At 63.7% G+C, this 21,618-nt stretch carries 20 protein-coding genes; 14 read left to right on the top strand and 6 right to left on the bottom strand.

Annotated features, from left to right (window positions below; all coding sequences use genetic code 11):
- Window positions 1-40 precede the first annotated feature (40 nt).
- Both AAGF34_RS01765 and AAGF34_RS01760 read right to left on the bottom strand, forming a co-directional pair.
- Window positions 41-1,231 carry a thiolase family protein gene (locus AAGF34_RS01765; protein WP_342618921.1) on the bottom strand — a complete coding sequence of 397 codons (1,191 nt, stop codon included), beginning with the start codon at window positions 1,229-1,231 and terminating at the stop codon, window positions 41-43.
- A 17-nt stretch (window positions 1,232-1,248) separates the two neighbouring features.
- A complete protein-coding gene (locus tag AAGF34_RS01760) occupies window positions 1,249-2,385 on the bottom strand; it encodes an acyl-CoA dehydrogenase family protein (RefSeq protein WP_342618920.1) in 1,137 nt (378 codons plus the stop codon).
- 123 nt (window positions 2,386-2,508) lie between these two features.
- Here AAGF34_RS01760 and AAGF34_RS01755 point away from each other — a divergent pair, with 123 nt between their 5' ends.
- Window positions 2,509-3,618, top strand: coding sequence for an AraC family transcriptional regulator (locus AAGF34_RS01755; protein WP_342618919.1), 1,110 nt, complete (start codon window positions 2,509-2,511; stop codon window positions 3,616-3,618).
- 24 nt (window positions 3,619-3,642) lie between these two features.
- Here the strand turns inward: AAGF34_RS01755 and AAGF34_RS01750 are convergent, their stop codons facing one another.
- Complete coding sequence (locus tag AAGF34_RS01750; protein WP_342618918.1) at window positions 3,643-4,386, bottom strand: SDR family oxidoreductase; 744 nt, start codon at window positions 4,384-4,386, stop codon at window positions 3,643-3,645.
- Window positions 4,387-4,488: 102 nt separating this feature from the next.
- Between AAGF34_RS01750 and AAGF34_RS01745 the strand changes: the two genes are divergently transcribed.
- Window positions 4,489-5,403 (top strand): AraC family transcriptional regulator, encoded by a 915-nt coding sequence (locus AAGF34_RS01745; protein ID WP_342618917.1) that lies wholly within the window; start codon window positions 4,489-4,491, stop codon window positions 5,401-5,403.
- On the opposite strand, the gene AAGF34_RS01740 is transcribed toward AAGF34_RS01745, so the two are convergent.
- The gene (locus AAGF34_RS01740; RefSeq protein WP_342618916.1) at window positions 5,396-5,986 is read right to left on the bottom strand and encodes an ATP-dependent Clp protease proteolytic subunit; all 591 of its coding nucleotides are present in this window, start codon (window positions 5,984-5,986) and stop codon (window positions 5,396-5,398) included. The two genes, AAGF34_RS01745 and AAGF34_RS01740, sit on opposite strands and share 8 nt — an antisense overlap.
- A 45-nt stretch (window positions 5,987-6,031) precedes the next feature.
- On the opposite strand from AAGF34_RS01740, the gene AAGF34_RS01735 reads away from it, so the two are divergent.
- Window positions 6,032-6,871 carry a sigma-70 family RNA polymerase sigma factor gene (locus AAGF34_RS01735; RefSeq protein ID WP_342618915.1) on the top strand — a complete coding sequence of 280 codons (840 nt, stop codon included), beginning with the start codon at window positions 6,032-6,034 and terminating at the stop codon, window positions 6,869-6,871.
- Here AAGF34_RS01735 and AAGF34_RS01730 read toward each other — a convergent pair.
- On the bottom strand, window positions 6,807-7,919 hold the full coding sequence (locus tag AAGF34_RS01730) for an AraC family transcriptional regulator (protein WP_342618914.1): 1,113 nt from the start codon (window positions 7,917-7,919) through the stop codon (window positions 6,807-6,809). The genes AAGF34_RS01735 and AAGF34_RS01730 overlap by 65 nt on opposite strands.
- Before the next feature lie 91 nt (window positions 7,920-8,010).
- Here AAGF34_RS01730 and AAGF34_RS01725 point away from each other — a divergent pair, with 91 nt between their 5' ends.
- From AAGF34_RS01725 to AAGF34_RS01675, 11 genes are all read left to right on the top strand, one after another.
- Entirely contained in the window at window positions 8,011-9,633 is a 1,623-nt protein-coding gene (locus tag AAGF34_RS01725) for a carboxyl transferase domain-containing protein (protein ID WP_342618913.1), read from the top strand.
- 132 nt (window positions 9,634-9,765) lie between these two features.
- Entirely contained in the window at window positions 9,766-11,817 is a 2,052-nt protein-coding gene (locus AAGF34_RS01720) for an acetyl/propionyl/methylcrotonyl-CoA carboxylase subunit alpha (RefSeq protein WP_342618912.1), read from the top strand.
- A gap of 56 nt (window positions 11,818-11,873) precedes the next feature.
- Window positions 11,874-12,794 (top strand): glyoxylate/hydroxypyruvate reductase A, encoded by a 921-nt coding sequence (locus tag AAGF34_RS01715; protein WP_342618911.1) that lies wholly within the window; start codon window positions 11,874-11,876, stop codon window positions 12,792-12,794.
- Between the two features lie 42 nt (window positions 12,795-12,836).
- Window positions 12,837-13,745 (top strand): hydroxymethylglutaryl-CoA lyase, encoded by a 909-nt coding sequence (locus AAGF34_RS01710; protein ID WP_342618910.1) that lies wholly within the window; start codon window positions 12,837-12,839, stop codon window positions 13,743-13,745.
- A 44-nt stretch (window positions 13,746-13,789) separates the two neighbouring features.
- Entirely contained in the window at window positions 13,790-14,527 is a 738-nt protein-coding gene (locus AAGF34_RS01705) for a YbaK/EbsC family protein (RefSeq protein ID WP_342618909.1), read from the top strand.
- On the top strand, window positions 14,524-15,168 hold the full coding sequence (locus AAGF34_RS01700) for a 2-hydroxychromene-2-carboxylate isomerase (RefSeq protein ID WP_342618908.1): 645 nt from the start codon (window positions 14,524-14,526) through the stop codon (window positions 15,166-15,168). The genes AAGF34_RS01705 and AAGF34_RS01700 overlap by 4 nt, the downstream gene beginning before the upstream one ends.
- 17 nt (window positions 15,169-15,185) lie before the next feature.
- The gene (locus tag AAGF34_RS01695) at window positions 15,186-17,012 is read left to right on the top strand and encodes a DUF294 nucleotidyltransferase-like domain-containing protein (protein WP_342618907.1); all 1,827 of its coding nucleotides are present in this window, start codon (window positions 15,186-15,188) and stop codon (window positions 17,010-17,012) included.
- The gene (locus AAGF34_RS01690) at window positions 17,012-17,665 is read left to right on the top strand and encodes a 3'-5' exonuclease (protein ID WP_342618906.1); all 654 of its coding nucleotides are present in this window, start codon (window positions 17,012-17,014) and stop codon (window positions 17,663-17,665) included. Before AAGF34_RS01695 ends, AAGF34_RS01690 begins: the two co-directional genes overlap by 1 nt.
- A 209-nt stretch (window positions 17,666-17,874) precedes the next feature.
- A complete protein-coding gene (locus AAGF34_RS01685) occupies window positions 17,875-19,782 on the top strand; it encodes a methyl-accepting chemotaxis protein (RefSeq protein WP_342618905.1) in 1,908 nt (635 codons plus the stop codon).
- A gap of 1 nt (window position 19,783) precedes the next feature.
- Entirely contained in the window at window positions 19,784-20,410 is a 627-nt protein-coding gene (locus tag AAGF34_RS01680) for a LysE family translocator (RefSeq protein ID WP_342618904.1), read from the top strand.
- 73 nt (window positions 20,411-20,483) lie between these two features.
- A complete protein-coding gene (locus tag AAGF34_RS01675; RefSeq protein WP_342618903.1) occupies window positions 20,484-20,906 on the top strand; it encodes a cupin domain-containing protein in 423 nt (140 codons plus the stop codon).
- A gap of 9 nt (window positions 20,907-20,915) precedes the next feature.
- On the opposite strand, the gene AAGF34_RS01670 is transcribed toward AAGF34_RS01675, so the two are convergent.
- Complete coding sequence (locus AAGF34_RS01670) at window positions 20,916-21,572, bottom strand: glutathione S-transferase (RefSeq protein WP_342618902.1); 657 nt, start codon at window positions 21,570-21,572, stop codon at window positions 20,916-20,918.
- Between the last annotated feature and the right edge of the window lie 46 nt (window positions 21,573-21,618).

The raw sequence follows: 21,618 nt of genomic DNA, 5'->3' as shown, positions 1-21,618 counted from the left end.
TTATTGATTTCAAATATGCGGGCAGGTTGGAGTCAACCTTTTAGTTCAAGCGTTCCAGCACCGTGGCGGTGGCCATGCCGTGGCCTATGCACATGACCTGCAGGCCGAACTGGCCGCCGGTCTGCTCCAGACCGGCCAGCATCTTGGCCATCAGCGCCGCACCGGTGCCGCCCAGCGGGTGGCCGTGCGCAATGGCGCCGCCCCAGGGGTTGAGCTTGTCCATGTCCGGCTGGAACTCGCGCGCCCAGCACAGTGCGACCGAGGCGAAGGCCTCGTTGACCTCAATCCAGTCCAGGTCGGCGATGGACAGGCCCGCCTTCTTCAGCGCCATGTGGGTAGCGGGGATCACGCCGGTGAGCTGCATCACCGGGTCCGATCCGGTGACTACGCGGGCGCGGAAACGCGCCCTGGCTTGTAGGCCATGGCGCTCTGCTGCCGCGCGGCTGCCCACCACCACGGCACTGGCACCGTCGGAAATCTGGCTGGAGTTGGCAGCAGTCACCACGCCGGTTTCGGGTGTGCGGAACACGGGTGGCATGGACTGCATCTTGTCGTGGTCGATGACTGCGCGCACGCCTTCGTCGTGGTCCAGCAGGAAGCTGGCGCCGTCCTTGTCCACGCCCGTCATGGGTGCGATTTCGGTGTGCTGGCCCGCCAGACGTGCGGCATGGGCACGGCGGTGGCTTTCCACGGCGAAGCTGTCCACGTCGCTACGCGAGAGCTTCCATTGCTCGGCAACGCGTTCGGCGCTCTCCACCTGGTGCGGTATGGGGTAGCGCGCCAGGGTCTCGGGGTGCAGCATGTCAAAGCCGGTAAAGGCGCGCTGGCCCAGGGTCAGGTCCAGGAACATGGGCACACGGCTCATGCTCTCCACTCCGCAGCCGATGGCAAAGTCCAGGTCGCCTGCGGCCACCGCCTGTGCTGCAGCGTGCACCGCAAACTGGCTGGAGCCGCACATGCGGTTCAGGCTGACACCCGGCACTTCCTGCGGCAGGCGCGCCAGCAGGGCGGCCTGGCGCGCGATGTTGGCGCCCTGTTCGCCCGCCTGGCTGACGCAGCCGGCAATCACGTCGCCAACCGCTTCGCCGGGGAGCTTGGCGCGCTCCAGTGCCGCCGTGATGGCGCTGGAAAGCAGCACGTCAGGCCGGGTGTCGCGCAAAGCGCCGTTGCGGCGGCCAAAGGGCGTGCGCACGGCAGACAGGATCAAGGGTTCGTTGGCTGGGTTGGTCATGGTCTGGTGTTCCTGGGTTAGATGCGTGCCATTTCGCGGGCGATGATGTTGCGCTGGATCTCGCTGGTGCCTTCGTAGATCTGCAGCACCTTGGCGTCGCGGAAGAGTTTCTCCACCGGGTATTCGGTGCTGTAGCCCATGCCGCCAAAGATCTGGATGGCTTCGGTGGCGCACCACATGGCCGCGTCCGCCGCAAACGCCTTGGCAATGGATGCCTGCATGGTGCCGCGTTGGCCTTGGTCCACCAGCCAGGCGGCCTGGTAGGTGAGCAGGCGGGCGGCTTCCAGTCGCATCTGCATTTCGGCCAGCTTGTGGGCCACAGCCTGGTGTTCGATCAAGGGCTTGCCCATGCTGCTGCGGCTGCGGGCATAGGCCAGCGACTCGTCCACGCAGCGCTGGATCAGCCCCACGCCAAACGCCGCCACCATGGGGCGTGAATGGTCGAACACGGCCATGGCCAGGGCAAAGCCGCTGCCCTCTGCGCCCAGGCGACGGTCCTCCGGCACAAAGGCGTCGTCCAGAAAGATCTCGGCAGTGGGCGCCGCGCGCTGGCCCAGCTTGCCCATGGCCGGACCCACGGTCACGCCCGGGGTGCCCGCTTCCACGATAAAGGCGGTCATTCCCTTGTGGCTGGCGGCCATGTCGGTCTTGGCAAACACCACAAAGTAGTCGGCAAGCGGGGCGTTGGAAATCCAGATCTTGCTGCCCTGCAGCCGGTAACCGCCCTCGGTGCGGGTGGCACGGGTGCGAATGCCTGCCACGTCGGAGCCCGCACCTGGTTCGGTCATGCCGAAGCTGGCAAAGCGGCCCTGGGCCAGCGGCGCGAGGTAGCGTTGCTGCTGTGCCTCGCTACCGCCCAGCAGGATGGGCTCATAGGCCAATGCGTTGACGCACAGGGCCGTGCCTATGCCCAGGCAGGCACGGCAGAACTCCTCGGTCACCAGCACCAGCTCCACGCAACCCAACCCGGCGCCACCCACGCTCTCGGGCAGGGTCAGGTTCACCAGGCCCAGCTCGACCGCCTTGGCCTGCACCTGCATGGGAAACTCCCTTTTGACATCCGCTTCGGCTGCCAGCGGCAGGATCTCCCGGTCGGCAAACTGGCGCGCCAGTTCCTTGATCTGCAGTTGCTCACTGGTGAGCTGAAAGTGCATGCATGTCTCCTGCGTTGCAGCGCCTGCGGTGGCGCATTTTTGTGGGTTGGGGTTGCAAATGTCGCCATCCAAGCTGGCTGCAACTTCCAAGGTCGTCGTCGATTCTAGGATTGGCATAGGGAGATGGATAGGACAAAATCAGCCTTTGAATTTGCATATCTCGCCAAAATCCATTCGTTTTCCATGCTGCCCAGCTCCATCCACACCCTCTCGCCCACCGTCTCCATGGCCATGGTCACGGAACTGCTGGCCGATCTGGGGCTGGACCCGTCCTGGGTAGACAAGGCGATAGACCGCGCCGGCATTGCGCCCGAGCTGTTGCAGGAGGCCGGGGCGCGCATTTCGGTGGAGCAGTTCTCGCGCATCTACCGCCAGTTGGTCGCCCTGCTGGATGATGAGACGCCGGGCTTCTTCTCGCGCCCGCTACGCCAGGGCACGCTGAAGTTCCTGTGCCTGGGCATGTATGGCGCGCCCAGTCTGGAGATTGCGCTGCACCGGTTTCGCAGCTACTTTCGTCTGCTGCTGGACGACATGGGCTTCGAGGTGACGATCAATGGAGCGCTCACCCGCATCGCGCTCATCGAGCATGTGCCGCCCCGGCGCTCCCGCGTGCTGGTGCACGAGATCATGCTCAAGCTGGTGCACGGCGTTGCGTCATGGATGATTGACCGCAAGATCGCGCTGGCGCGGGTGGACTTTGCCTACCCGCGGCCACAACGGGCCGCTGACTATGTGTACCTGTTTCCCGGGCCGGTGCAGTTCGACCAGGCGCAGACCGCGCTGTATGTGGACTCGGAGTACCTGCAGTCGCCCATGCGCCAGGACATGAAGGCTCTCGGCACCTTCTTGCGCAACGCGCCGGCCGACTGGCTCTTCGTCTCGTTCAGCGAAAAAATGCAGACGCACCGGGTGCGCGACTATCTGGAGGCGCAGCTGGCCCACAAGCCCACGCTGGAATCGACCGCCAGTGCGCTGCATTTTTCCGAACGCTCGCTGTCGCGCCGCCTGGCCGACGAGGGCACGACGTTCCAGGCCATCAAGGACGAGCTGCGCCGGGACATGGCCATCCAGAAGCTGCTGAAGACCCGCATGCCCATCACCGCTGTTGCCGCCGCCATCGGCATCGACAACCTCAGCGTCTTCAACCGCGCCTTCAAGCTCTGGACTGGCAGCACTCCCGGGACCTACCGGCGCCTTGGGGCGGGGCGCAAGTCCAGAGACGCCGGGGGCTGATGGCGTCGCATCCCGACTGCACCTTCAGCTGGAGGCCGCCAGTGCCACGGCGTCTGCGCCGGCGGGTATGCATACCGGTGCGGTCGGATCGGTTGCCGCTCGCCACACTGCTTCCGCGACGTCCTGTGCCTGCGTCACCTCAGAGGATTGGCCCCATTGCGCAAAAATGGTTTGTGCGAGTGCGGCATAGGGCTGTGGAATGGAGCCTTCCATGCGCGAAAGCGCGTTTTCACCAAAGCGGGTCTCCGGTGCGCGGCCAGGCAGCACCAGTCGGACCCGCACCTGGAAGGGTTGCAGTTCCAACGCCAGCGACTCGGTGAATGCGTTGACTGCGGCCTTGCTCGCGGTGTACACCGACAGCAATGCAAGTGACTTCAGGGTCACACTGGAAGTGACGTTCACAACGACACCGGCTTGGCGCTGGCGAAACTGCGGCAGCACGGCCTGGGTCATCGCCATCGTGCCCAGGGTGTTGGTCTCAAACACTGCGCGGGCAGTTTCCATCGGAGTGCCCTCCAATGCACCCAGCAAGCCTATGCCTGCATTGTTAACCAGCACGTCAATGGGGCCAGCCGCTTCCAGAGCGTGCTGGATGCTGTGTGCATCGGTGACGTCCAGCGCAAGCACGCGCAGATGGTCGGAGCGGGGCAGTACGTCTTCACGCGGTGTGCGCATGGTGGCAATGACTTTCCAGCCGCGTTCCAGAAAGTAGCGAGCGGTTGCCAGGCCGAAGCCGGATGAACATCCGGTAATCAAAACAGTTTGCATGGTGTGAATTCCTGTCAGTTGTTGAAAGAGCCGCAACTTTAGGGGTTGAGTGCAAGACTTACTACAATCAGAAGTCCTTAAAACATTTGCAATAGTCCAAGCATGGTCGATCCATTGGCCGAAGTGGTTACCTTGCTGCAACCCAGCGCCCGGTTCTCGAAGGTCGTCAGCGGTGCGGGTGCCTGGCGCGTGCGCCGATCGGATGCGGGGCAACCCTTTTACTGTGTGGTCCTTGAGGGCAGCTGCGTGCTGGAGGTACAAGGGAGTGAGCCGCTCACGCTCTTGTCTGGCGACTTTGTCCTGATTCCCGAGGCCGATGGTTTTGCCATGAGCAGCCTGGTGCCCCTCGCTTCCGAGGAGCTTGAAACCACACCAGTGGCCCTGCTCCACGGCGAATTTCGGCTCGGCCTGCAGGACGGGCCTGCGGACGTCCGGCTGCTGGTCGGTCACTGCACTTTGGGTTCTCCGGACGCAGCCATGCTGGTCGCGCTTTTGCCGCGGCTGGTGCACGTGCGTGGCGATGCGCGGCTGGCCACCCTGGTGCAACTGGTGGGAGAGGAGTCGCGGGCAGAACGACCAGCGCGCGAAGTGGTTCTGGCTCGCCTGCTGGAAGTCCTGTTCATTGAGGCTCTGCGGTCTGCTGCGGGTACAGAGGCACCGCCCGGCTTGCTCCGCGGGCTAGCCGACGCACGACTGGCTGCCGCACTGCGGCAGATGCACGAAAGCCCCACCCAGGCCTGGACGGTTGCGCTGTTGGCAAAGGCGGCGGCCCTTTCCCGCTCGGCCTTCTTTGTTCGGTTCAACCACGCCGTGGGTATGGCGCCCATGGAGTACCTGCTGGCGTGGCGCATGGCGCTGGCCAAGCGCCTGCTGCGCGGCAAGGCCGTCGGCATTGCCGAAGTCGCTCAACGTGTGGGTTACAGCTCTGCCAGCACGTTCAGCGTTGCATTCACCCGCCACGTGGGGCAACCGCCTTCGCTGTACGCACGGCAGCAATGGGAGGTGCAGGCTAGCTGAGTTCGGTCTTGCGCTCGATGATGCGCGAGACCAGCCCGTATTCAACCGCCTCCTCGGCCGACAGCCAATGGTCGCGCTCGATGTCGGCCAGCACGACTTCCAGCGGCTTGCCGGTTTCGCGCGCGATCGTGCGTGCAATGCGCTCGCGGGCCTTGACCATCTCGCGCGCCTGGATGGCGATATCACTGGCCGGTCCGCCCGCGCCGCCACTGGGCTGGTGGATCAGGAAACGGGTGTTGGGCAGGCAGTAGCGCCGCTCGCGCGGCGCTGCCAGATAGAGGTGGGTGGCGGCGCTGCCGACCCAGCCGGTACCAATCATGTTCACCGGCGCGGCAATGAAGCGAACGATGTCGTGGATGGCATCGCCGGACTCCAGGTGGCCGCCTGGGGAGCTGACCAGAATGTCGATGGCGTCCGTGCTGTCGGCATCCAGTGCGATCAGGCGGCGCGTCACGTCAGCGGCCGTCACGTCGGTGACGGTGCCAAAGATCAGCAGGGTGCGCGCCTTGAATGCCTTCTCTTCCAGGTAGGAGGTGCGCGGTTCGGTGGCGCTGGATGGCGCGGCGGTGTATGGGGTTTCCATGCAAAAGTCCTTGTAGTTGAACTGCCTTGACGAACAAGCGGCCGCTTGTGTGACACCACGGTCTGTGGCGCGCTGTGGCAACATGCCGCCATGCACGACGATCACCTTTTGACCCTGCTCGATTCCGATCGCCGCCGCCTGGTGCGTGCGGCCACCCGGTTGCTGGGGCCGGCAGACGCCGAAGACGCGGTGCAGGACGCCTATGTCCGTGCGCTGGAGGCCGACACATTGGCGCTCAACGCGGCACAGGCATGGCTGCTGACCGTGGTGCGCAATCTGTCCATTGACCGCCTGCGGCGACGCAGCTGGATGCAGCAATGGCTGGCGGAGATGAGCGCGGACGTACCCCGGCAGGCAGCGCCTTCTGCCGAAAGCGATGCGGTGCTGGCGCAGGAGGTCGCGCATGCGCTGCACCTGCTAGCGGTCCACCTGGCTCCGGAGGATGGCGCGGCGGTGTTGCTGCTCGAGGTGTTTGACGTCGGCCATGCGGAGATTGCCAGGGCCGGCGGCCGCTCCGAGGCCAGCAGCCGACAACAGTTGCGTCGGGCACTGTTGCGCCTGCGGCAGGCTGGCAATGCGTCAGCATCTTCGGGGCACGGCGAACGTGAGGCGGGCGAGGAAACCGTGTTTCGCCTGTATTTGCAGGCCCTGCAACTGCGCGACCCGAAAACCCTGTGGGCAATACTGCGTCAGCCGCCCATCCAGGCGCTGGCGGGTGTAGCGCCCAGAACAAGGGGCACCAGCTGCGCGGCCCCCGCTGCCACCTGTGGCGTCGTGCAGGTGGGCGGGCAGTTGGGGCTGGTGCTGACGCTGGACGGCGTCACGCTGTGCGTGGTGCCCTTGGGCGCGCAATCCGAGCGCGATCCTGAGACGTTGCCGGGCTGAGCGATTGCATCGCGGTCTGGCGCACCGCGTCGGCCGTCTGCCCGGTCCAGCTCTTGAAAGCGCGCAGGAAACTCTTCTCGTTCTGAAACCCCACGCGTTCGGCGATCTGCTTGATCGGGCGCTGGCTGCGCAGCAGCAGTTCCAGCGCCAGCTCGCGGCGTACCGCGTCCTTGATGGCCTGCAGGCTGCTGTCTTCCTCGTGCAGTTGGCGGTGCAGGCTGCGTACCGACAGGTTCAGCCGCTCGGCCAGGGCGTCGGCGCTGCGCAGGACGGCGGCATCCTGCCGCAGCAGTTGACGGGTCTTTTCCACGAGCAAGCGGTCGCGCCGGTAGGGACGCACGGTCAGCAGCAGGGCGCGCTCCAGCATGCGCTGCAGGGCGGCTTCGTCGCGGCGCACCGGCAGTCCAAGGTAGAGCGCGTCGAACTGCAGGCTGTTGGCTTCGGCGTCGAAGCTGCAGGGGCCATCAAACAGCACGCGGTAGCTGTCCTTGTGCAGAGGGGGCGCATAGCGCAGCGTGGTGCGTTGCAGGGCTATGCGCGAGTCGCTCAGCCAGCAGGCCACGCCCAGCGCGTTGCGCAGAACCGAAACAATGCAGAACTCGCGCAGTACGCCCAGATCGGTCAGCTCCTCCAGGTTCAGGCTGGCCACGCCGTCTTTCTCGCTGACGCTGAGCTGGATGCTGCCTGTCAGCAGATTGTGGTGGCGGCACCAGCGCTTGAGTGCCACGCCCAAGGTGGGGGCGGTGAGCGAGGCGCGCACCAGCATGCCGTAGCTGCCCCAAGGCAGGCGGCGCTCGAACCAGCCCAGGGCCTCGTCGTCGAGTTCGCGCATGGCAGCGGCAGAGGCCAGCTCGAACTGCAGGGCGGTTACGCGCGCTTGCGGCTTTTCCAAAATGGTTGGCGTGATTTGTGCCTGCTTCAGCATGCCGGCCGGGTTCAGCTCGCGGCGGGCGTAGGCGTGCACGATGGCATTCACAAAAGCCACGGGTGTTTCGGCATGCCCAAGGTTGGGGCCGGGGGCAGCATTGCTTGCGGGGTGCTCAGACATCCAGGGCATTGTGGCAGGATTTGCAACCGTACTGGCAAGCTTTTGGTCGGCCACAGCCCTATGCTGTGGGACCGATTTGAAAGGCTGCCCTATGCCCGTACTGGAATCCAAACTCAACCCGCGTTCGGCCGACTTCCAGGCCAACGCTGCCGCGATGCGCGCCCTGGTGGAGGACCTCAACCGCCAGATCGACAAGGCTGCCATGGGCGGCGGCGAAGCGGCCCGCGCCAAGCACACGGCGCGCGGCAAGCTGCTGCCGCGCGACCGCGTGGCCATGCTGCTGGACCCCGGCACCCCGTTTCTGGAACTCTCGCCCCTGGCGGCGCTGGGCATGTACCCCGACCGCGATGGCACAGACAGTGCGCCCAGTGCGGGTGTGATTGCCGGCATTGGCCGCATCAGCGGCGTGGACTGCATGATCGTCTGCAACGACGCCACGGTGAAGGGCGGAACCTACTACCCACTGACGGTGAAGAAGCACCTGCGCGCGCAGGAAGTGGCGGCGCAAAACAACCTCACCTGCGTGTACCTGGTGGACTCGGGCGGCGCCAACCTGCCCAACCAGGACGAGGTGTTTCCCGACCGCGACCACTTCGGCCGCATCTTCTTCAACCAGGCCAATATGAGTGCCCAGGGCATTGCCCAGATCGCGGTGGTGATGGGCAGCTGCACTGCGGGCGGCGCCTATGTGCCGGCCATGAGCGACGAGACCATCATCGTCAAGAACCAGGGCACCATCTTCCTGGGTGGCCCGCCGCTGGTGAAGGCGGCCACCGGCGAGGTGGTGAGTGCCGAGGACCTGGGCGGCGGCGATGTGCATACCCGCCTCTCCGGTGTGGCCGACCACCTGGCGCAGAACGACCTGCATGCGCTCTCGCTGGCACGCGAAGCCATTGCCAACCTCAACAAAAACAAGGCCGTGCCCGCCAGCACCCAACCGTCCGTTGCACCGCGCTTTGCCGCCGAGGAGCTGTACGGCGTGATCCCCACTGACACGCGCAAACCGTTTGATGTGCGCGAGATCATTGCCCGCATCGTCGATGGCTCGGAGCTGCACGAATTCAAGCCGCGCTTTGGCACCACGCTGGTCTGCGGCTTTGCCCACATCGAAGGCATGCCCGTGGGCATCATTGCCAACAACGGCATTCTGTTCAGCGAATCGGCCCTCAAGGGCGCGCATTTCATCGAGCTGTGCTGCCAGCGCAAGATCCCGCTGGTGTTCCTGCAGAACATCACCGGCTTCATGGTGGGGCGCAAGTACGAGAACGAGGGCATCGCCCGCAATGGCGCCAAGATGGTGACGGCTGTGGCCACCGCCGCGGTGCCGAAGTTCACTATCATCATCGGCGGCAGCTTTGGCGCTGGCAACTACGGCATGTGCGGCCGTGCCTACAGCCCACGCTTTCTGTGGATGTGGCCGAACGCGCGCATCAGCGTCATGGGCGGCGAGCAGGCGGCCAGCGTGCTGGCCACGGTCAAGCGTGACGGCATCGAAGCCAAGGGTGGCAGCTGGAGCGCGGAAGAAGAGAACGCCTTCAAGGCCCCCATTCGCCAGCAGTACGAGGTGCAGGGCCACCCCTACTACGCCACCGCGCGTCTGTGGGACGACGGCATCATCGACCCCGCCGACTCGCGCCGCGTGCTGGCGCTGGGCCTCTCGGCCGCGCTGAATGCACCCATACCCGACACCAAGTTCGGTGTCTTTCGCATGTGACCGGGAGCCGCACCATGTTTACCAAGATACTCATTGCCAACCGGGGCGACCAGCGACAAAGTCGCGCAGTGGCGAAGCCACATTGCATGGCACGCGCAGCGTGCGCAGGCGATTTCACCCCGGGAGCCCACCATGTTTAAGAAGATCCTGATTGCCAACCGCGGCGAAATCGCCGGCCGCGTGGCGGCCACCGCAGCCCGCATGGCCATACAGACCGTGGCGGTGTATTCCGATGCCGACGCGGGCGCCAAGCATGTGCAGGCCTGTGACGAGGCGGTGCACATAGGCGGCAGCGCGCCCAAGGACAGCTACCTGCGCTGGGAAAAGATCATCGAGGTGGCCAAGGCCATTGGTGCACAGGCGATCCACCCCGGCTACGGCTTTCTGAGCGAGAACGAAGCCTTTGCCCAGGCCTGCGCCGATGCCGGGCTGGTTTTCATCGGCCCGCCGCCCTCGGCCATCCAGGCCATGGGTCTCAAGGCCGAATCCAAGCAGCTGATGGAAAAGGCCGGTGTGCCGCTGGTGCCGGGCTACCATGCAGCCGACCAGGACCCGGCGCTGCTGCAGCGCGAGGCGGACCGCATCGGCTACCCGGTGCTGATCAAGGCCAGCGCAGGCGGCGGCGGCAAGGGCATGCGTGCGGTAGACCGGAGCGAGGACTTTGCCGACGCGCTGGCCAGCTGCAAGCGCGAAGCCATCAACAGCTTTGGCGATGACGCGGTGCTGATCGAGAAATACGTGCAGCGCCCGCGCCATATCGAGATCCAGGTGTTTGGCGACACGCTGGGCAACTATGTGTACCTGTTCGAGCGCGACTGCTCGGTGCAGCGGCGCCACCAGAAAGTGTTGGAAGAGGCGCCTGCGCCCGGCATGACGCCGGAGCTGCGCGCGCGCATGGGCCAGGCTGCGGTGGAAGCCGCGCGTGCCGTGGGTTATGTGGGAGCGGGTACGGTGGAGTTCATCGTGGAGCAACCGCTGGGCTACGAGCATCCTGAGGCCATGAAGTTCTATTTCATGGAAATGAACACGCGGCTGCAGGTGGAGCATCCGGTGACCGAGGCCATCACCGGGCTGGACCTGGTGGAGTGGCAACTGCGCGTGGCCAGTGGCGAGGCATTGCCGCTGCAGCAAAGCGATCTGCAGATTCACGGTCATGCCATCGAAGCACGCATCTGCGCCGAGACGCCGGACAACAACTTTCTGCCCGCCACCGGCACCTTGCATGTATATGGCCTGCCGGCCTGCAGCAACTTTGCCCGCGCGGACCTGGGCGTGCGGGTGGACTCTGGCGTGCGTGCGGGCGACACCATCAGCCCGTTCTACGACTCCATGGTGGCCAAGCTGATCGTGCACGGCAACACGCGCGAAGAGGCATTGGCGCGGCTGGATACGGCGCTCATGCAGACCCATATCGTGGGGCTGGCCACCAATGTGCAGTTCCTGCGCCATGTGGCGCGCAGTGCGGCGTTTGCCGAAGCGAAGCTGGATACCGCGCTGATACCGCGTGAAGCTGCCGTGCTGTTCAACCAGGAGAAGGTGGGCCTGTCACTGGCCGCGGCCGCGCTCGTGGCCCACACCCTGGACCAGGAGGCACAAGCCGTGCGCGTGGCCGATGTGAACGGCTGGATAGACCCCTGGGCCCAGCGCGACGGCTGGCGTTCGCACGGGCCTTCGCTACGCCGCTTTGCAGCCGTCTTTCATGATGAACCACAGCAGATCCTGTTTACCCGCTTGCATGGCGGTGCGCTGCAGATCGAGGTGGCCGGTGTCTGCGAGAACCTGCAGTACCAGCGCCTGTCCAATGGCGCGCTGGACATCATGCTGGGTGCGCAGCGCATCAAGGCGCAGGTGTTTGACCATGGCGAGGTGCTGCACGTGTTCACCCCGCTGGGTGCCACCACCATCACCCGCGTGGATGCGTTGGCCCACGCGGGCGACACGCAGTCCGAAGGTGGGCGTCTGACTGCACCCATGCCGGGCAAGGTGGTGTCCTTCGCCGTCAAGGCCGGAGATCGGGTCAAGAAAGGCCAGGCTTTGGCGGTGATGGAGGCCATGAAGATGGAACACACCATTGCCGCGCCCGCCGATGGCACGGTGGCCGAACTTTTGTTTGCACCGGGTGATCAGGTGGCCGAAGGGGCGGAGTTGCTGCGCCTGGAGGTTCCAGAGACCGTGGCCGCGTAGCGCACGGGGCGGCCAAGTCCGGCCACAATGCAGGCCGGACACTGTAAGGAGAACCCATGCGCATCAGTTTTTGTTGTACCGATACCCCGGCCGAACCCTGGCTGAACGACCTGGGCGCGGCGTTGCCGGGCGCGGAAGTCAGCCTGTGGCAGCCCGGTGCCGCAGCAGCAGACTACGGCGTGGTGTGGATGCCACCGCAGGCCTTCTTCGATGAGCAGCCGCAGCTGCGTGCAGCCTTCAATATCGGCGCCGGTGTGGATGCGCTGTTGCGTCTGAACGTTGCGCCCTCCACCCGCCTGGTGCGGCTGGACGATGCCGGCATGGGCGCGCAGATGGCCGAATACGTCTGCCATGCGCTGATCCGCCACTACCGCGGCTTTGACCGCTACGACCAGCAAAAGAGTCAAGCGGTGTGGGAGCAACACGAAGTGCTGCCGCGTTCCGCCATGCCGGTGGGCATCATGGGGCTGGGCGTGCTGGGTGAGCGCGTGGCGCGCGCCGTGGCGCAGTTCGACTTCCCCGTCAACGGCTGGAGCCGCAGCGCCAAGGACATTCCCTGCGTGCGCTGCTTCCATGGCGAGCAGGGCCTGAGCGACTTTCTGGCGGCCAGCAAGGTGCTGGTGTCGGTGCTGCCCTCCACACCACAGACACGCGACCTGCTCAACCGCGGCACGCTGTCCCGGCTGCAAAAGGGTGGCTACCTGATCAACGTGGCGCGCGGTGTGCAGGTGGTGGAAGAAGACCTGCTGGCGCTGATCGACGAAGGCCATTTGGCCGGTGCCGCGCTCGATGTGTTCCGCACCGAGCCGCTGCCGCCCATGCACCCGTTCTGGAACCATCCGCGCATCCGCATCACGCCGCATATTGCGGCGCTGACCTTGCGGTCCGAATCGATTGCGCAGATCAGCGCCAAGATTGCCGCCCTGGAAGCTGGAAGACCTGTTGCCGGTCTGGTTGATCGCCAGCGCGGATACTAGGTGCCTGTTGTAACAACGCCATTGGAAAAGTGAGTGCGCAGTATGGACTACCCCTCCCGTGTGAAGCTGGTGGACGTCGGCCCCCGCGACGGCCTGCAAAATGAAAAGCAGGCGGTGCCAGCGGCGGTCAAGATCGAGCTGGTGCATCGGCTGCAGGCTGCCGGGTTGACCGAGATCGAGGTCACCAGTTTCGTGTCGCCCAAATGGGTGCCGCAGATGGCAGACAACGCCGAGGTGATGGCGGGCATACAGCGCAAGCCGGGTGTGCGCTACTCGGTGCTCACACCCAATATGCAGGGCTATGAAGCCGCGGCCAAGACCGGGCCCGACGAGATCGTGGTGTTTGCCGCCGCCAGCGAGGCCTTCAGCCAGAAGAACATCAACTGCTCGATTGCCGAGAGCATCGAGCGCTTCCGCCCGGTGACGCAGGCCGCTCGCGCCGCAGGCATCCATGTGCGCGGCGCCATCTCCTGCACCGTGGGTTGCCCATATGAGGGCGAGATCGCGCCCGAGCGGGTGGAGCTGGTGGCGCGACTGATGAAGGAGATTGGTGTGCAGCACGTGGGCGTGGCTGACACCATCGGCGTGGGTACGCCGCGCAAGGTACAGCGGGCGCTGGACGCTGCGCTCAAGTACTACGACATCAACGATGTCTCCGGCCACTTCCACGACACCTACGGGCAGGCGCTGGCCAACACCCTGGCGAGCCTGGAAATGGGCATCTGGCAGTTCGACGCCTCGGTGGCGGGGCTGGGCGGTTGCCCGTATGCCAAGGGTGCCACCGGCAATGTGGCCACGGAAGACGTGGTCTATATGCTGCACGGCATGGGCATAGAGACCGGTATCGATCTGGACTTGCTTATCGATGCGGGCAAGTTCATCAGCGATGCGCTGGGCCGCAAGCCCCATTCACGCGCGGCCAACGCGCTGCTCACCAAGCGCCTGGGCTGATGCCCGGCTGCTCCTTTTTTTCCTATTTGTAGTTGGACAAGTTCATGTGTGGTTCTGAATTGCTGAGTCTTCCCGAGGGTGTTCAACGCGTGGCTGCGGTATTGCAGTCGCATGAGCACCCGCATATGCCGGTCATGCTGGACCAGGCTGCGCGCACCGCGCAGCAGGCCGCAGACGGTCTGGGTGTGGCGCTCGGCCAGATTGCCAAGAGCATCATCTTCCGGCGCTTGTCGGACGATGCGGCTGTGCTGGTGATCACTTCGGGCGACCGCCGGGTCGACCAGAAGAAGGTGGAGGCCATCGTGGGGCCGCTGGGGCGCGCTGATGCGGCCTTCGTCAAGGCCAGCACCGGCTTCAGCATTGGCGGCGTGGCGCCCATTGCGCATGCCAAGCCCTGCGTCACACTGATGGATGAGGACTTGTTCCGCTTTGACGACATCTGGGCCGCGGCCGGTCACCCGCATGCGGTGTTCCAACTGACTCCCAACCAGCTGTGCGACATGACCGGCGTCATGGAGTCGGACGTGGTGGAGTGGCCGTTTGCCGATATGCCAGCCGGTGCGCGCAAGGTATTGTCTGACCGATCTGCTTCGGTGCAAGCTGCGGGAAAGAGTTCTATGTCACCCTGCGTGTCGGTGTGTCGCATGGAAGAGGTTAAGGACATGTGTCTGGGCTGCCTGCGCACACGGGACGAACTGCGGGCCTGGTCTACTTTGGATGAGGACGGCAAGTTCGTGGTGTGGACTGCGATTGCGCAGCGTTTGCAAGGTCGAATCACGTGAAACAGATCCGTTTTTTTCTTGACTTCGTATCGCCCTACGCCTACTTGGCGTTCGAGGAGCTGCCTCGGGCATTGCAAGGGCTGAGCTATGCAGTGCACTATGTGCCGGTGGGCCTGGGTTTTGTGCTGCGCCACCACGGCAGCCTGGGGCCGGCCGAGATACCGGCCAAGCGCGACTGGACCTATCGCCATGTGATGTGGCTGGCGCACAACCGAGGCGTCGCGCTGGACATGCCGCTGCTGCACCCCTTCAACCCCATGGCCCTGTTGCGCCTGGCGGTAGCCACCGACCCACGGGGTGAGCCCAACCGCTATGTGTGCGAGACCCTGTTCCGCCACGTCTGGGTGGGCGGTGCCGACCCCACGGATCTGGCCCGTCTGAAAGAAGTGGCCGATACGTTGGTGCCGCAACGCGACGCGGCGGACGAATCGGTCAAGGCCCAGCTCAAGCAACACACCGATCAGGCCATCGCGCTGGATGTGTTTGGTGTGCCTGCTTTCGAGGTCGATGGCAAGGTGTTCTGGGGACTGGACGCTCTACCCATGCTGCGCAGCTATCTGGAAGGCGATGCCTGGTTCAGTGACGTGAACTGGAATGCCTCCCACGCCGTGCCTTCTGCCTTGCCGCCACGCAAGCCCTGACGCGCAGCAGGTGTCCTATGCCCAATGCTTTCAACTTCAATGCGTCGCCCTTTGATTGCCTGACGCAGGAAGAGCAGCGCCTGGTGCGCGACAGTGTGGACGTGGTGTACTTCCCCAAAGGGGCCGCCATTCTGGACGTGGGCATTGCGCCCACCCATCTGTTTGTCATCATCAAGGGTTATGTGAGCCAGATGGATGGCAGCGAGGTCATGACCAGCTACGGGCCGGAAGACTGCTTCGACGGGCGCGGACTGGTTGCCGGCAAGGTCAGCAGCCGGTTTGTGGCGGCAGAAGAAGTGGTGGCCTACCAGCTGGCCAAGCAGGCCGTCAGCGATCTGATTGCGGCCAACGCCACCTTTGGCGCGCTGCTGTTTTCCGACCTCAGCAACAAGCTCAGCGCGCTCTCCGCCCGGCAAAGCCAGCATGAGTTGCAAAGCCTCACCATGTCGCGCGTGGACGAGGCCTTTTTGCGCCCCGCACATTTTGTGGATGTGGATACCGACATCCTGTCCATCGTGCGGCACTTTCATGAGCACCGTACCTCCAACGTGCTGGTGCGTGACAGTCGCAGCCAGCCCGAGCGGCTGGGCATTTTTACCGCCACGGCCATACAGCGCGCGATTCTGGATGGGCGGCCGCTGGACAAATTGCCGGTGGGGGATCTGGCCAACTTCAGGCTGATCGAGGTCAAGGCATCCGACCAGTTGGGCGACGCCATGGCCGTGATGCTGCGCAACCGGGTGCACCGCGTGGTGGTGGTGAATGACAGCGGTGCGATTGTCGGAATCCTGGAAGCGCTGGACCTGTTCAGTTTTCTCTCCAACCAGTCGCACCTGATCACCGAAAAGATCGAAGAGGCCAAGGACCTGCAAGGCCTGAGTCTGGCCGCCGCGCAGATCACCCGCATGATCACCTTGCTGCACCGTAGCGGCTCGCGTGTGAACCTGATTGCCAAGCTGGTGCAGCAGCTCAACGCGCGCCTGTTTGAGCGTGCCTGGCAATTGATAGCGCCGCCAGAGCTGGTCAGCAACAGCTGTCTGTTTGTCATGGGCAGCGAAGGCCGTGGCGAGCAGTTGCTCAAGACCGACCAGGACAATGGTCTGGTGCTGCGCGACGGTTACGTGGCGCCGGACAATCTGGCCGCCTTGTGCGAGCAGTTCTCGCAGGCGCTGGCCAGCTTTGGCTATCCGCCATGCCCGGGCAACATCATGGTGAGCAATGCGGACTGGCGCCACACCGTAGCCGACTTTTCACGTTTGGCACGCCAGTGGCTGATCATGCCCGATGGCGACAGCCTGATGAAGCTGGCCATCTTCATGGATGCCCACGCCGTCTGTGGCGATGCCCATCTGCTGGATGCCGTGCAGGAGGCGCTGAGCGCGCTGGCCACCGACAACGACGCCATGTTGAACCGCTTTGCCTCGGCCATCGATGCCTTTGGTAGCGGCACCGGTTGGTGGAACCGACTGCTGGGCCTGGGCGATGGGGCGAACCATCTCAACATCAAGAAGGAAGGTATCTTCCCGCTGGTGCACGGCGTGCGCAGCCTGGCCATGGCGCAGCGCGTCAAGGAAACCGGCACCACGGCACGCATTGCCGTGCTGGTGTCGCAGGAAGTGCTCACCGCCGAAATGGGGGCGGACCTGACAGACAGTCTGCACTTCTTCATGGGCCTCAAGCTCAAGGCCGGTCTGGCAGAGCTGGATACCGGCAGACCGGTGACCGGTGCCATCCAGGTAGATCAGTTGAGTAGCCTGGATCGTGACCTGCTCAAGGACACGCTGGGTGTGGTCAAGCGCTTCAAGAGTCTGCTGCGTTTGCGCTTTCATCTGGAAGCCGTGTGATGAATCTCCTGTTGCAGCCGCAACGCTGGTGGCCGGCGCTCAAGCGCGAGTGGCTGATCTACCACCTGGGGCATCCGGAGTTTCGCTTCATGTTCGATCCGCCGCCCGAAAACGAATGGGTGTCGCTGGACTGCGAGACCACCGGGCTGAACGTGGGCAAGGACGAGATCATTTCCATCGGTGCGGTGCGCATCGTGGGCAACCGCATCATGACCAGCGAGCGGCTGGAGTTGCTGGTGCGGCCCGAGCGTGGCGTGTCGGCCGAGAGCGTGAAGATCCACCGCCTGCGCGAGCAGGACGTGGCCCAGGGGCTGTCGATTGACGAGGCCATGAAGCAGCTGCTGCGCTTCATCGGCAGCCGCCCCCTGGTGGGCTACTTTCTGGAATTTGACGTGGCCATGATCAACAAGGCCTTGTTCCCCATGCTGGGCCAGGGTTTGCCACAACCCAAAATCGAGGTGTCGGGCCTGTACTACGACTACAAGTTCCGCCAGCAGCCAGCCCATACACGACAGGACATGCCGCAGATCGACCTGCGCTTTGACACCATGATGTGTGACCTGGGGCTTCCGGTGCGTGAAGCCCACGATGCGCTCAACGATGCGGTCATGGCGGCACTGGCTTTTGTGAAGTTGCGGCAGCTCAAGGGGTAGCAAGAATTTCGCAGTGGCTACACGGGACAAAGCCGGTGCCGTGGAGGAAAGCCGCTACGATCCGAGGTTGACTGGCGTCAAAGAGCGCCGTACAAGCATTCAGGGAAGACGGCATTTTTTTGCGCAGGGCACCAATGGAAGAGTTGACATACAACAATAAATCACAATCGGCAGGTTATTTCACATACCACGGTTGGCTAGCCCCAGGGGTGCGCCTGTTTCGCCGGCTGACTTTCCCCGCCAAGGCCGCGTGGCTACTGGCTACCCTGATCATTCCGATCAGCGGGCTTCTGTTTCTGCTCTATCGTGCCAACGTCGACAACGTGGATGTTGCCAAATCCGAACTACAGGGTATGGCGTACGTCAATGCGGTCAACCTCCTGGCGCAGGATTTGTCCGACATGCGAACCGAGGCCGTACTCAAGGGCACGGATCTCAGCGGCAAGCAAAACCGCGTGAAAGCATCTTTGGACAAGGTCAAGGCGGCGCATAGTGAGTCGGGTGCTGTGGTGGGTGAAGAGACCAAAGGTTCCTACGACAAGGTCGACAAGGCGCTCCAGCCGCTGCTGCGAAAGCCCACATTGGATACGGCGGACGCTACATTCCTGGCCTACACCGCTGCGCTGGATGCGTGTCTGGATCTGCTGGTAAGCGTGGGCGATGATTCGCAACTGGCGTTGGACCCGCAACTGGACACCTATCACGCGATGAATCTGGCGGTGGTCGTGGGGCCGCAGTACCTGGAATATCTGACCCGACTCAAGGTGATGGGATCTCTGGCTCTGTCGCAGGATGCAGGCAAGCCGTTGTCACCTGAGCGTCGCCGGATGATGGAGCGCTACCTGACTTTGATCGACTACGTGGACCCCATCTACGAGAACTCATACCACAAAGGCATAGAGACCTATCCGGAAGTGGCAAGCACCATGGACATGAAGGGGGTGGACAGTACCCGTGAGGCCTTCATGGCAGCAGTCAACAAGCAGATCATGGGTGAAACGGTGCAGGGTGAGGTGCAGGCCTTTCAAGCGGTTTCGGCGCCCCCGCTGGACAAACAGCTGGTGTTGAACCAGCAAGTCGCAAAACGCCTGGAATCTCGCCTGCAGGAGCGCATAGACGGCACCTGGAGGACCATGCGGCTGGAGCTGGCTTTCCCGGCGCTGTTCCTATTTCTGACGTTCTACCTGATGCTCTCTTTCTACAAGGTGATGCAAGGTGGTCTGACCCTGGTGGGCGAGCACCTGAGTGATCTGGCCAGTGGCGATTTGCGCAACCGCCCCATCAACCCGCTGGGCCGGGACGAGCCCGCCGAGTTGATCCACGGTTTGCACCAGGTGTATGACTCCATGCGTGAGCTGATCCGCCGGGTGCGCCATTCGGCGCGCGAGCTGGCCATCACCAGTGCCGAAGTGTCGCGCGCCAGCCTGGACCTGTCCCAGCGTACCGAGGCCGCCGCATCCAACCTGGGGCAGCAGGCGGGTGCCGTGGCGCTGATCGGAGAACAGACCAGGCACTCGGCTCAGCGCACGCAGGAAGCCGCCAGCATGGCCCAGGAAAATGCCCAGGTGGCGGAGAATGGCGGCAAGATCATCACCTCGGTGAACGCCACCATGCACGACATTCAGGAGTCTTCCAAGCGTATTGCGGACATCATCAGCGTCATCGATGGCATCGCCTTCCAGACCAATATCCTGGCGCTCAATGCGGCAGTGGAGGCCGCGCGCGCGGGTGAGTCGGGCCGTGGCTTTGCGGTGGTGGCGTCAGAGGTGCGGGCCCTGGCTGGCCGTAGCGCTACGGCAGCGCAGGAAATCAAGGATCTCATCACCAACAGCGTGGACAAGGTGACTGCCGGTGCCGAGGTCGTCGAAGGGGCAGGACGCAACATGTCCCAGATGATGGCCAATGCCAAGCAGATCAATCTGTTGTTGAGCGAAATCGCAGTGGCCACACGGACCCAGACTGCCAAGGTGGACGAAGTGGTCGGTGCCATTACCGAGCTGGACTCGCATACCCAGCAAAATGCAGCCTTGGTCGAAGAGACCAGTGCTTCTGCCGAATCCCTGAAAAACCAGGCCGACAAACTGACTGAGGAAATCGCCCGATTCCGGGTGGCGTGAAATGACTTTGCATACTTGGTGGCTGTTTGTGGCCATGACTTTTGTGGTGTCTGCCACGCCCGGCCCCAACATGTTGCTGGTGATGAGCCACAGTGCACGGTTCGGGCTGCGCGCCGCAGTGGCCACCATGTGTGGCTGCATGACTTCGTTGCTGGCGATGATGAGCATCTCGGCTGCCGGCATGGGCGTGCTGCTGCATGCCTTTCCGGCCGTGTTTGATGCCATGCGTCTGGCCGGTGCGGCCTATCTCGCCTATCTGGGCGTGCAGGGTTGGCGCGCACCGGTTGCGGATGCGGCAGAGCCAGGAGCCACCGCGGCGCCGGCGCAACCCCCGGCACACCTGTATCGCCAGGGCGTACTGGTGGCTGCCAGCAATCCAAAGGCCATTCTGTTCGCAGCGGCGTTCTTCCCCCAGTTTCTCAACCCGGCGCTGCCACAGCTCGGCCAGTTTGCGATCCTGCTGAGTACCTTTGCTGTGGTGGAAGTGGCCTGGTATCTGGTCTACGCCGTCAGCGGGCACAAGCTCTCGCACTACCTGCGCCAGGCCCGGGTGATGCGCGTGTTCAACCGGGTGACCGGAGGTATCTTTGTCGGCTTTGCTGCGGTGATGGCGACAGTGCGCGAATAAGCTCCCGGCGGGTGGAACACATTGTGCTTGGTGCGACGCAGCATTTTTGCTGTTGTCACCCAAGGAGCTCACCATGCTGGACAAGACCGCTACCAAGTTTTCCCATGTGCACCCGACGGACACGGAGTTTGTGTCGGGTGGTCTGCGCGACTTCTTTCTGTATCGGGACCTGGGCATTGCCGACGCAACCAACGGCAAAGTGATTGCGCACTTGGTAAAAGCCAATCTGGCACCAGAAGTGGGCACCGGCTGGCACCGCCATGAAGCAGATTTTCAGATCGTCATCATGACCAAGGGCTGGGCCCGCTTCATGTACGAGGACAAGGAAACGCTGGTCAAAGCCGGTGACGTGGTGCACCAGCGCCCGGGCATACGCCACTTTCTGTTCGACTATTCACCCGACATGGAGTACCTGGAGATCGTGTCGCCAGCAGACTTCAAGACGGTGGATGTGGAACCGGTCTGTGAGATCCCTGCGCCCACACCCTGGAAGTAGGCGCGCGGTTCAGAACTCGGCATCGAGCTCGTCGATTTCGTCGGGCTCGGCCAATGCCGCAGTCACCCACTCCTGCATGGCGGGCAGCGCCATGATGTGCTTGGCGTACGCCGCGCACACCTTGTCCATGGGAATGTCATAGCTCAGGAAGCGGGCCACCACGGGCGCGTACATGGCGTCGGCTAGTGTGGGCTGCTTGCCAAACAGAAAGGGGCCTTTATAGGTGGACAGACACTCGGTCCAGATTTCCTTGACCCGGTCGATATCGGCCTGCGCGCGTGACCAGACCTTGAAGTTCGGAAACTTGCCCTTGATGTTCATCGGCAAGGAGCCTCGCAGCGAAGCAAAGCCGGAATGCATCTCGCCGCAGATGGCGCGGCAGTGCGCGCGCGCCTTGGCATCTGCGGGGAGCAACTGGGCCTTGGGCTTGATCTCGTTGAGGTACTCGCCAATGGCCAGGGTGTCCCAGACCTTGATGCCGTCGTGCAGTAGTGATGGCACCAGCATGCTGGAGGACAGCAGCAGCATCTCCGCCTTCATGGCCGGATCGTCCGGCGAGATGACCTTCTCGGTAAATTCCAGCCCGGCCAGCTTGGCCATCAGCCAGCCGCGCAGCGCCCAGGCGCCGTAATTCTTGCTGCTGATGGTTAACACTGCCTTGGCCATGACGTCTCCTTGCAACTTGCGACGGTTGCCCACCCGCAAGCCTTAT

This window comes from Rhodoferax sp. GW822-FHT02A01 (genome assembly GCF_038784515.1).
Lineage (GTDB): Bacteria > Pseudomonadota > Gammaproteobacteria > Burkholderiales > Burkholderiaceae_C > Allorhodoferax.
This window is presented reverse-complemented; position numbering and strand designations above follow the sequence as displayed.

What these genes read in the sequence shown, in the direction of transcription:
- AAGF34_RS01765 (WP_342618921.1), bottom strand. Translation starts at nt 1,231, where the DNA reads ATGACCAACCCAGCCAACGAACCCTTGATCCTGTCTGCCGTGCGCACG.
- AAGF34_RS01760 (WP_342618920.1), bottom strand. Translation starts at nt 2,385, where the DNA reads ATGCACTTTCAGCTCACCAGTGAGCAACTGCAGATCAAGGAACTGGCG.
- AAGF34_RS01755 (WP_342618919.1), top strand. Translation starts at nt 2,509, where the DNA reads ATGGATAGGACAAAATCAGCCTTTGAATTTGCATATCTCGCCAAAATC.
- AAGF34_RS01750 (WP_342618918.1), bottom strand. Translation starts at nt 4,386, where the DNA reads ATGCAAACTGTTTTGATTACCGGATGTTCATCCGGCTTCGGCCTGGCA.
- AAGF34_RS01745 (WP_342618917.1), top strand. Translation starts at nt 4,489, where the DNA reads ATGGTCGATCCATTGGCCGAAGTGGTTACCTTGCTGCAACCCAGCGCC.
- AAGF34_RS01740 (WP_342618916.1), bottom strand. Translation starts at nt 5,986, where the DNA reads ATGGAAACCCCATACACCGCCGCGCCATCCAGCGCCACCGAACCGCGC.
- AAGF34_RS01730 (WP_342618914.1), bottom strand. Translation starts at nt 7,919, where the DNA reads ATGTCTGAGCACCCCGCAAGCAATGCTGCCCCCGGCCCCAACCTTGGG.
- AAGF34_RS01725 (WP_342618913.1), top strand. Translation starts at nt 8,011, where the DNA reads ATGCCCGTACTGGAATCCAAACTCAACCCGCGTTCGGCCGACTTCCAG.
- AAGF34_RS01720 (WP_342618912.1), top strand. Translation starts at nt 9,766, where the DNA reads ATGTTTAAGAAGATCCTGATTGCCAACCGCGGCGAAATCGCCGGCCGC.
- AAGF34_RS01715 (WP_342618911.1), top strand. Translation starts at nt 11,874, where the DNA reads ATGCGCATCAGTTTTTGTTGTACCGATACCCCGGCCGAACCCTGGCTG.
- AAGF34_RS01710 (WP_342618910.1), top strand. Translation starts at nt 12,837, where the DNA reads ATGGACTACCCCTCCCGTGTGAAGCTGGTGGACGTCGGCCCCCGCGAC.
- AAGF34_RS01705 (WP_342618909.1), top strand. Translation starts at nt 13,790, where the DNA reads ATGTGTGGTTCTGAATTGCTGAGTCTTCCCGAGGGTGTTCAACGCGTG.
- AAGF34_RS01695 (WP_342618907.1), top strand. Translation starts at nt 15,186, where the DNA reads ATGCCCAATGCTTTCAACTTCAATGCGTCGCCCTTTGATTGCCTGACG.
- AAGF34_RS01690 (WP_342618906.1), top strand. Translation starts at nt 17,012, where the DNA reads ATGAATCTCCTGTTGCAGCCGCAACGCTGGTGGCCGGCGCTCAAGCGC.
- AAGF34_RS01680 (WP_342618904.1), top strand. Translation starts at nt 19,784, where the DNA reads ATGACTTTGCATACTTGGTGGCTGTTTGTGGCCATGACTTTTGTGGTG.
- AAGF34_RS01675 (WP_342618903.1), top strand. Translation starts at nt 20,484, where the DNA reads ATGCTGGACAAGACCGCTACCAAGTTTTCCCATGTGCACCCGACGGAC.
- AAGF34_RS01670 (WP_342618902.1), bottom strand. Translation starts at nt 21,572, where the DNA reads ATGGCCAAGGCAGTGTTAACCATCAGCAGCAAGAATTACGGCGCCTGG.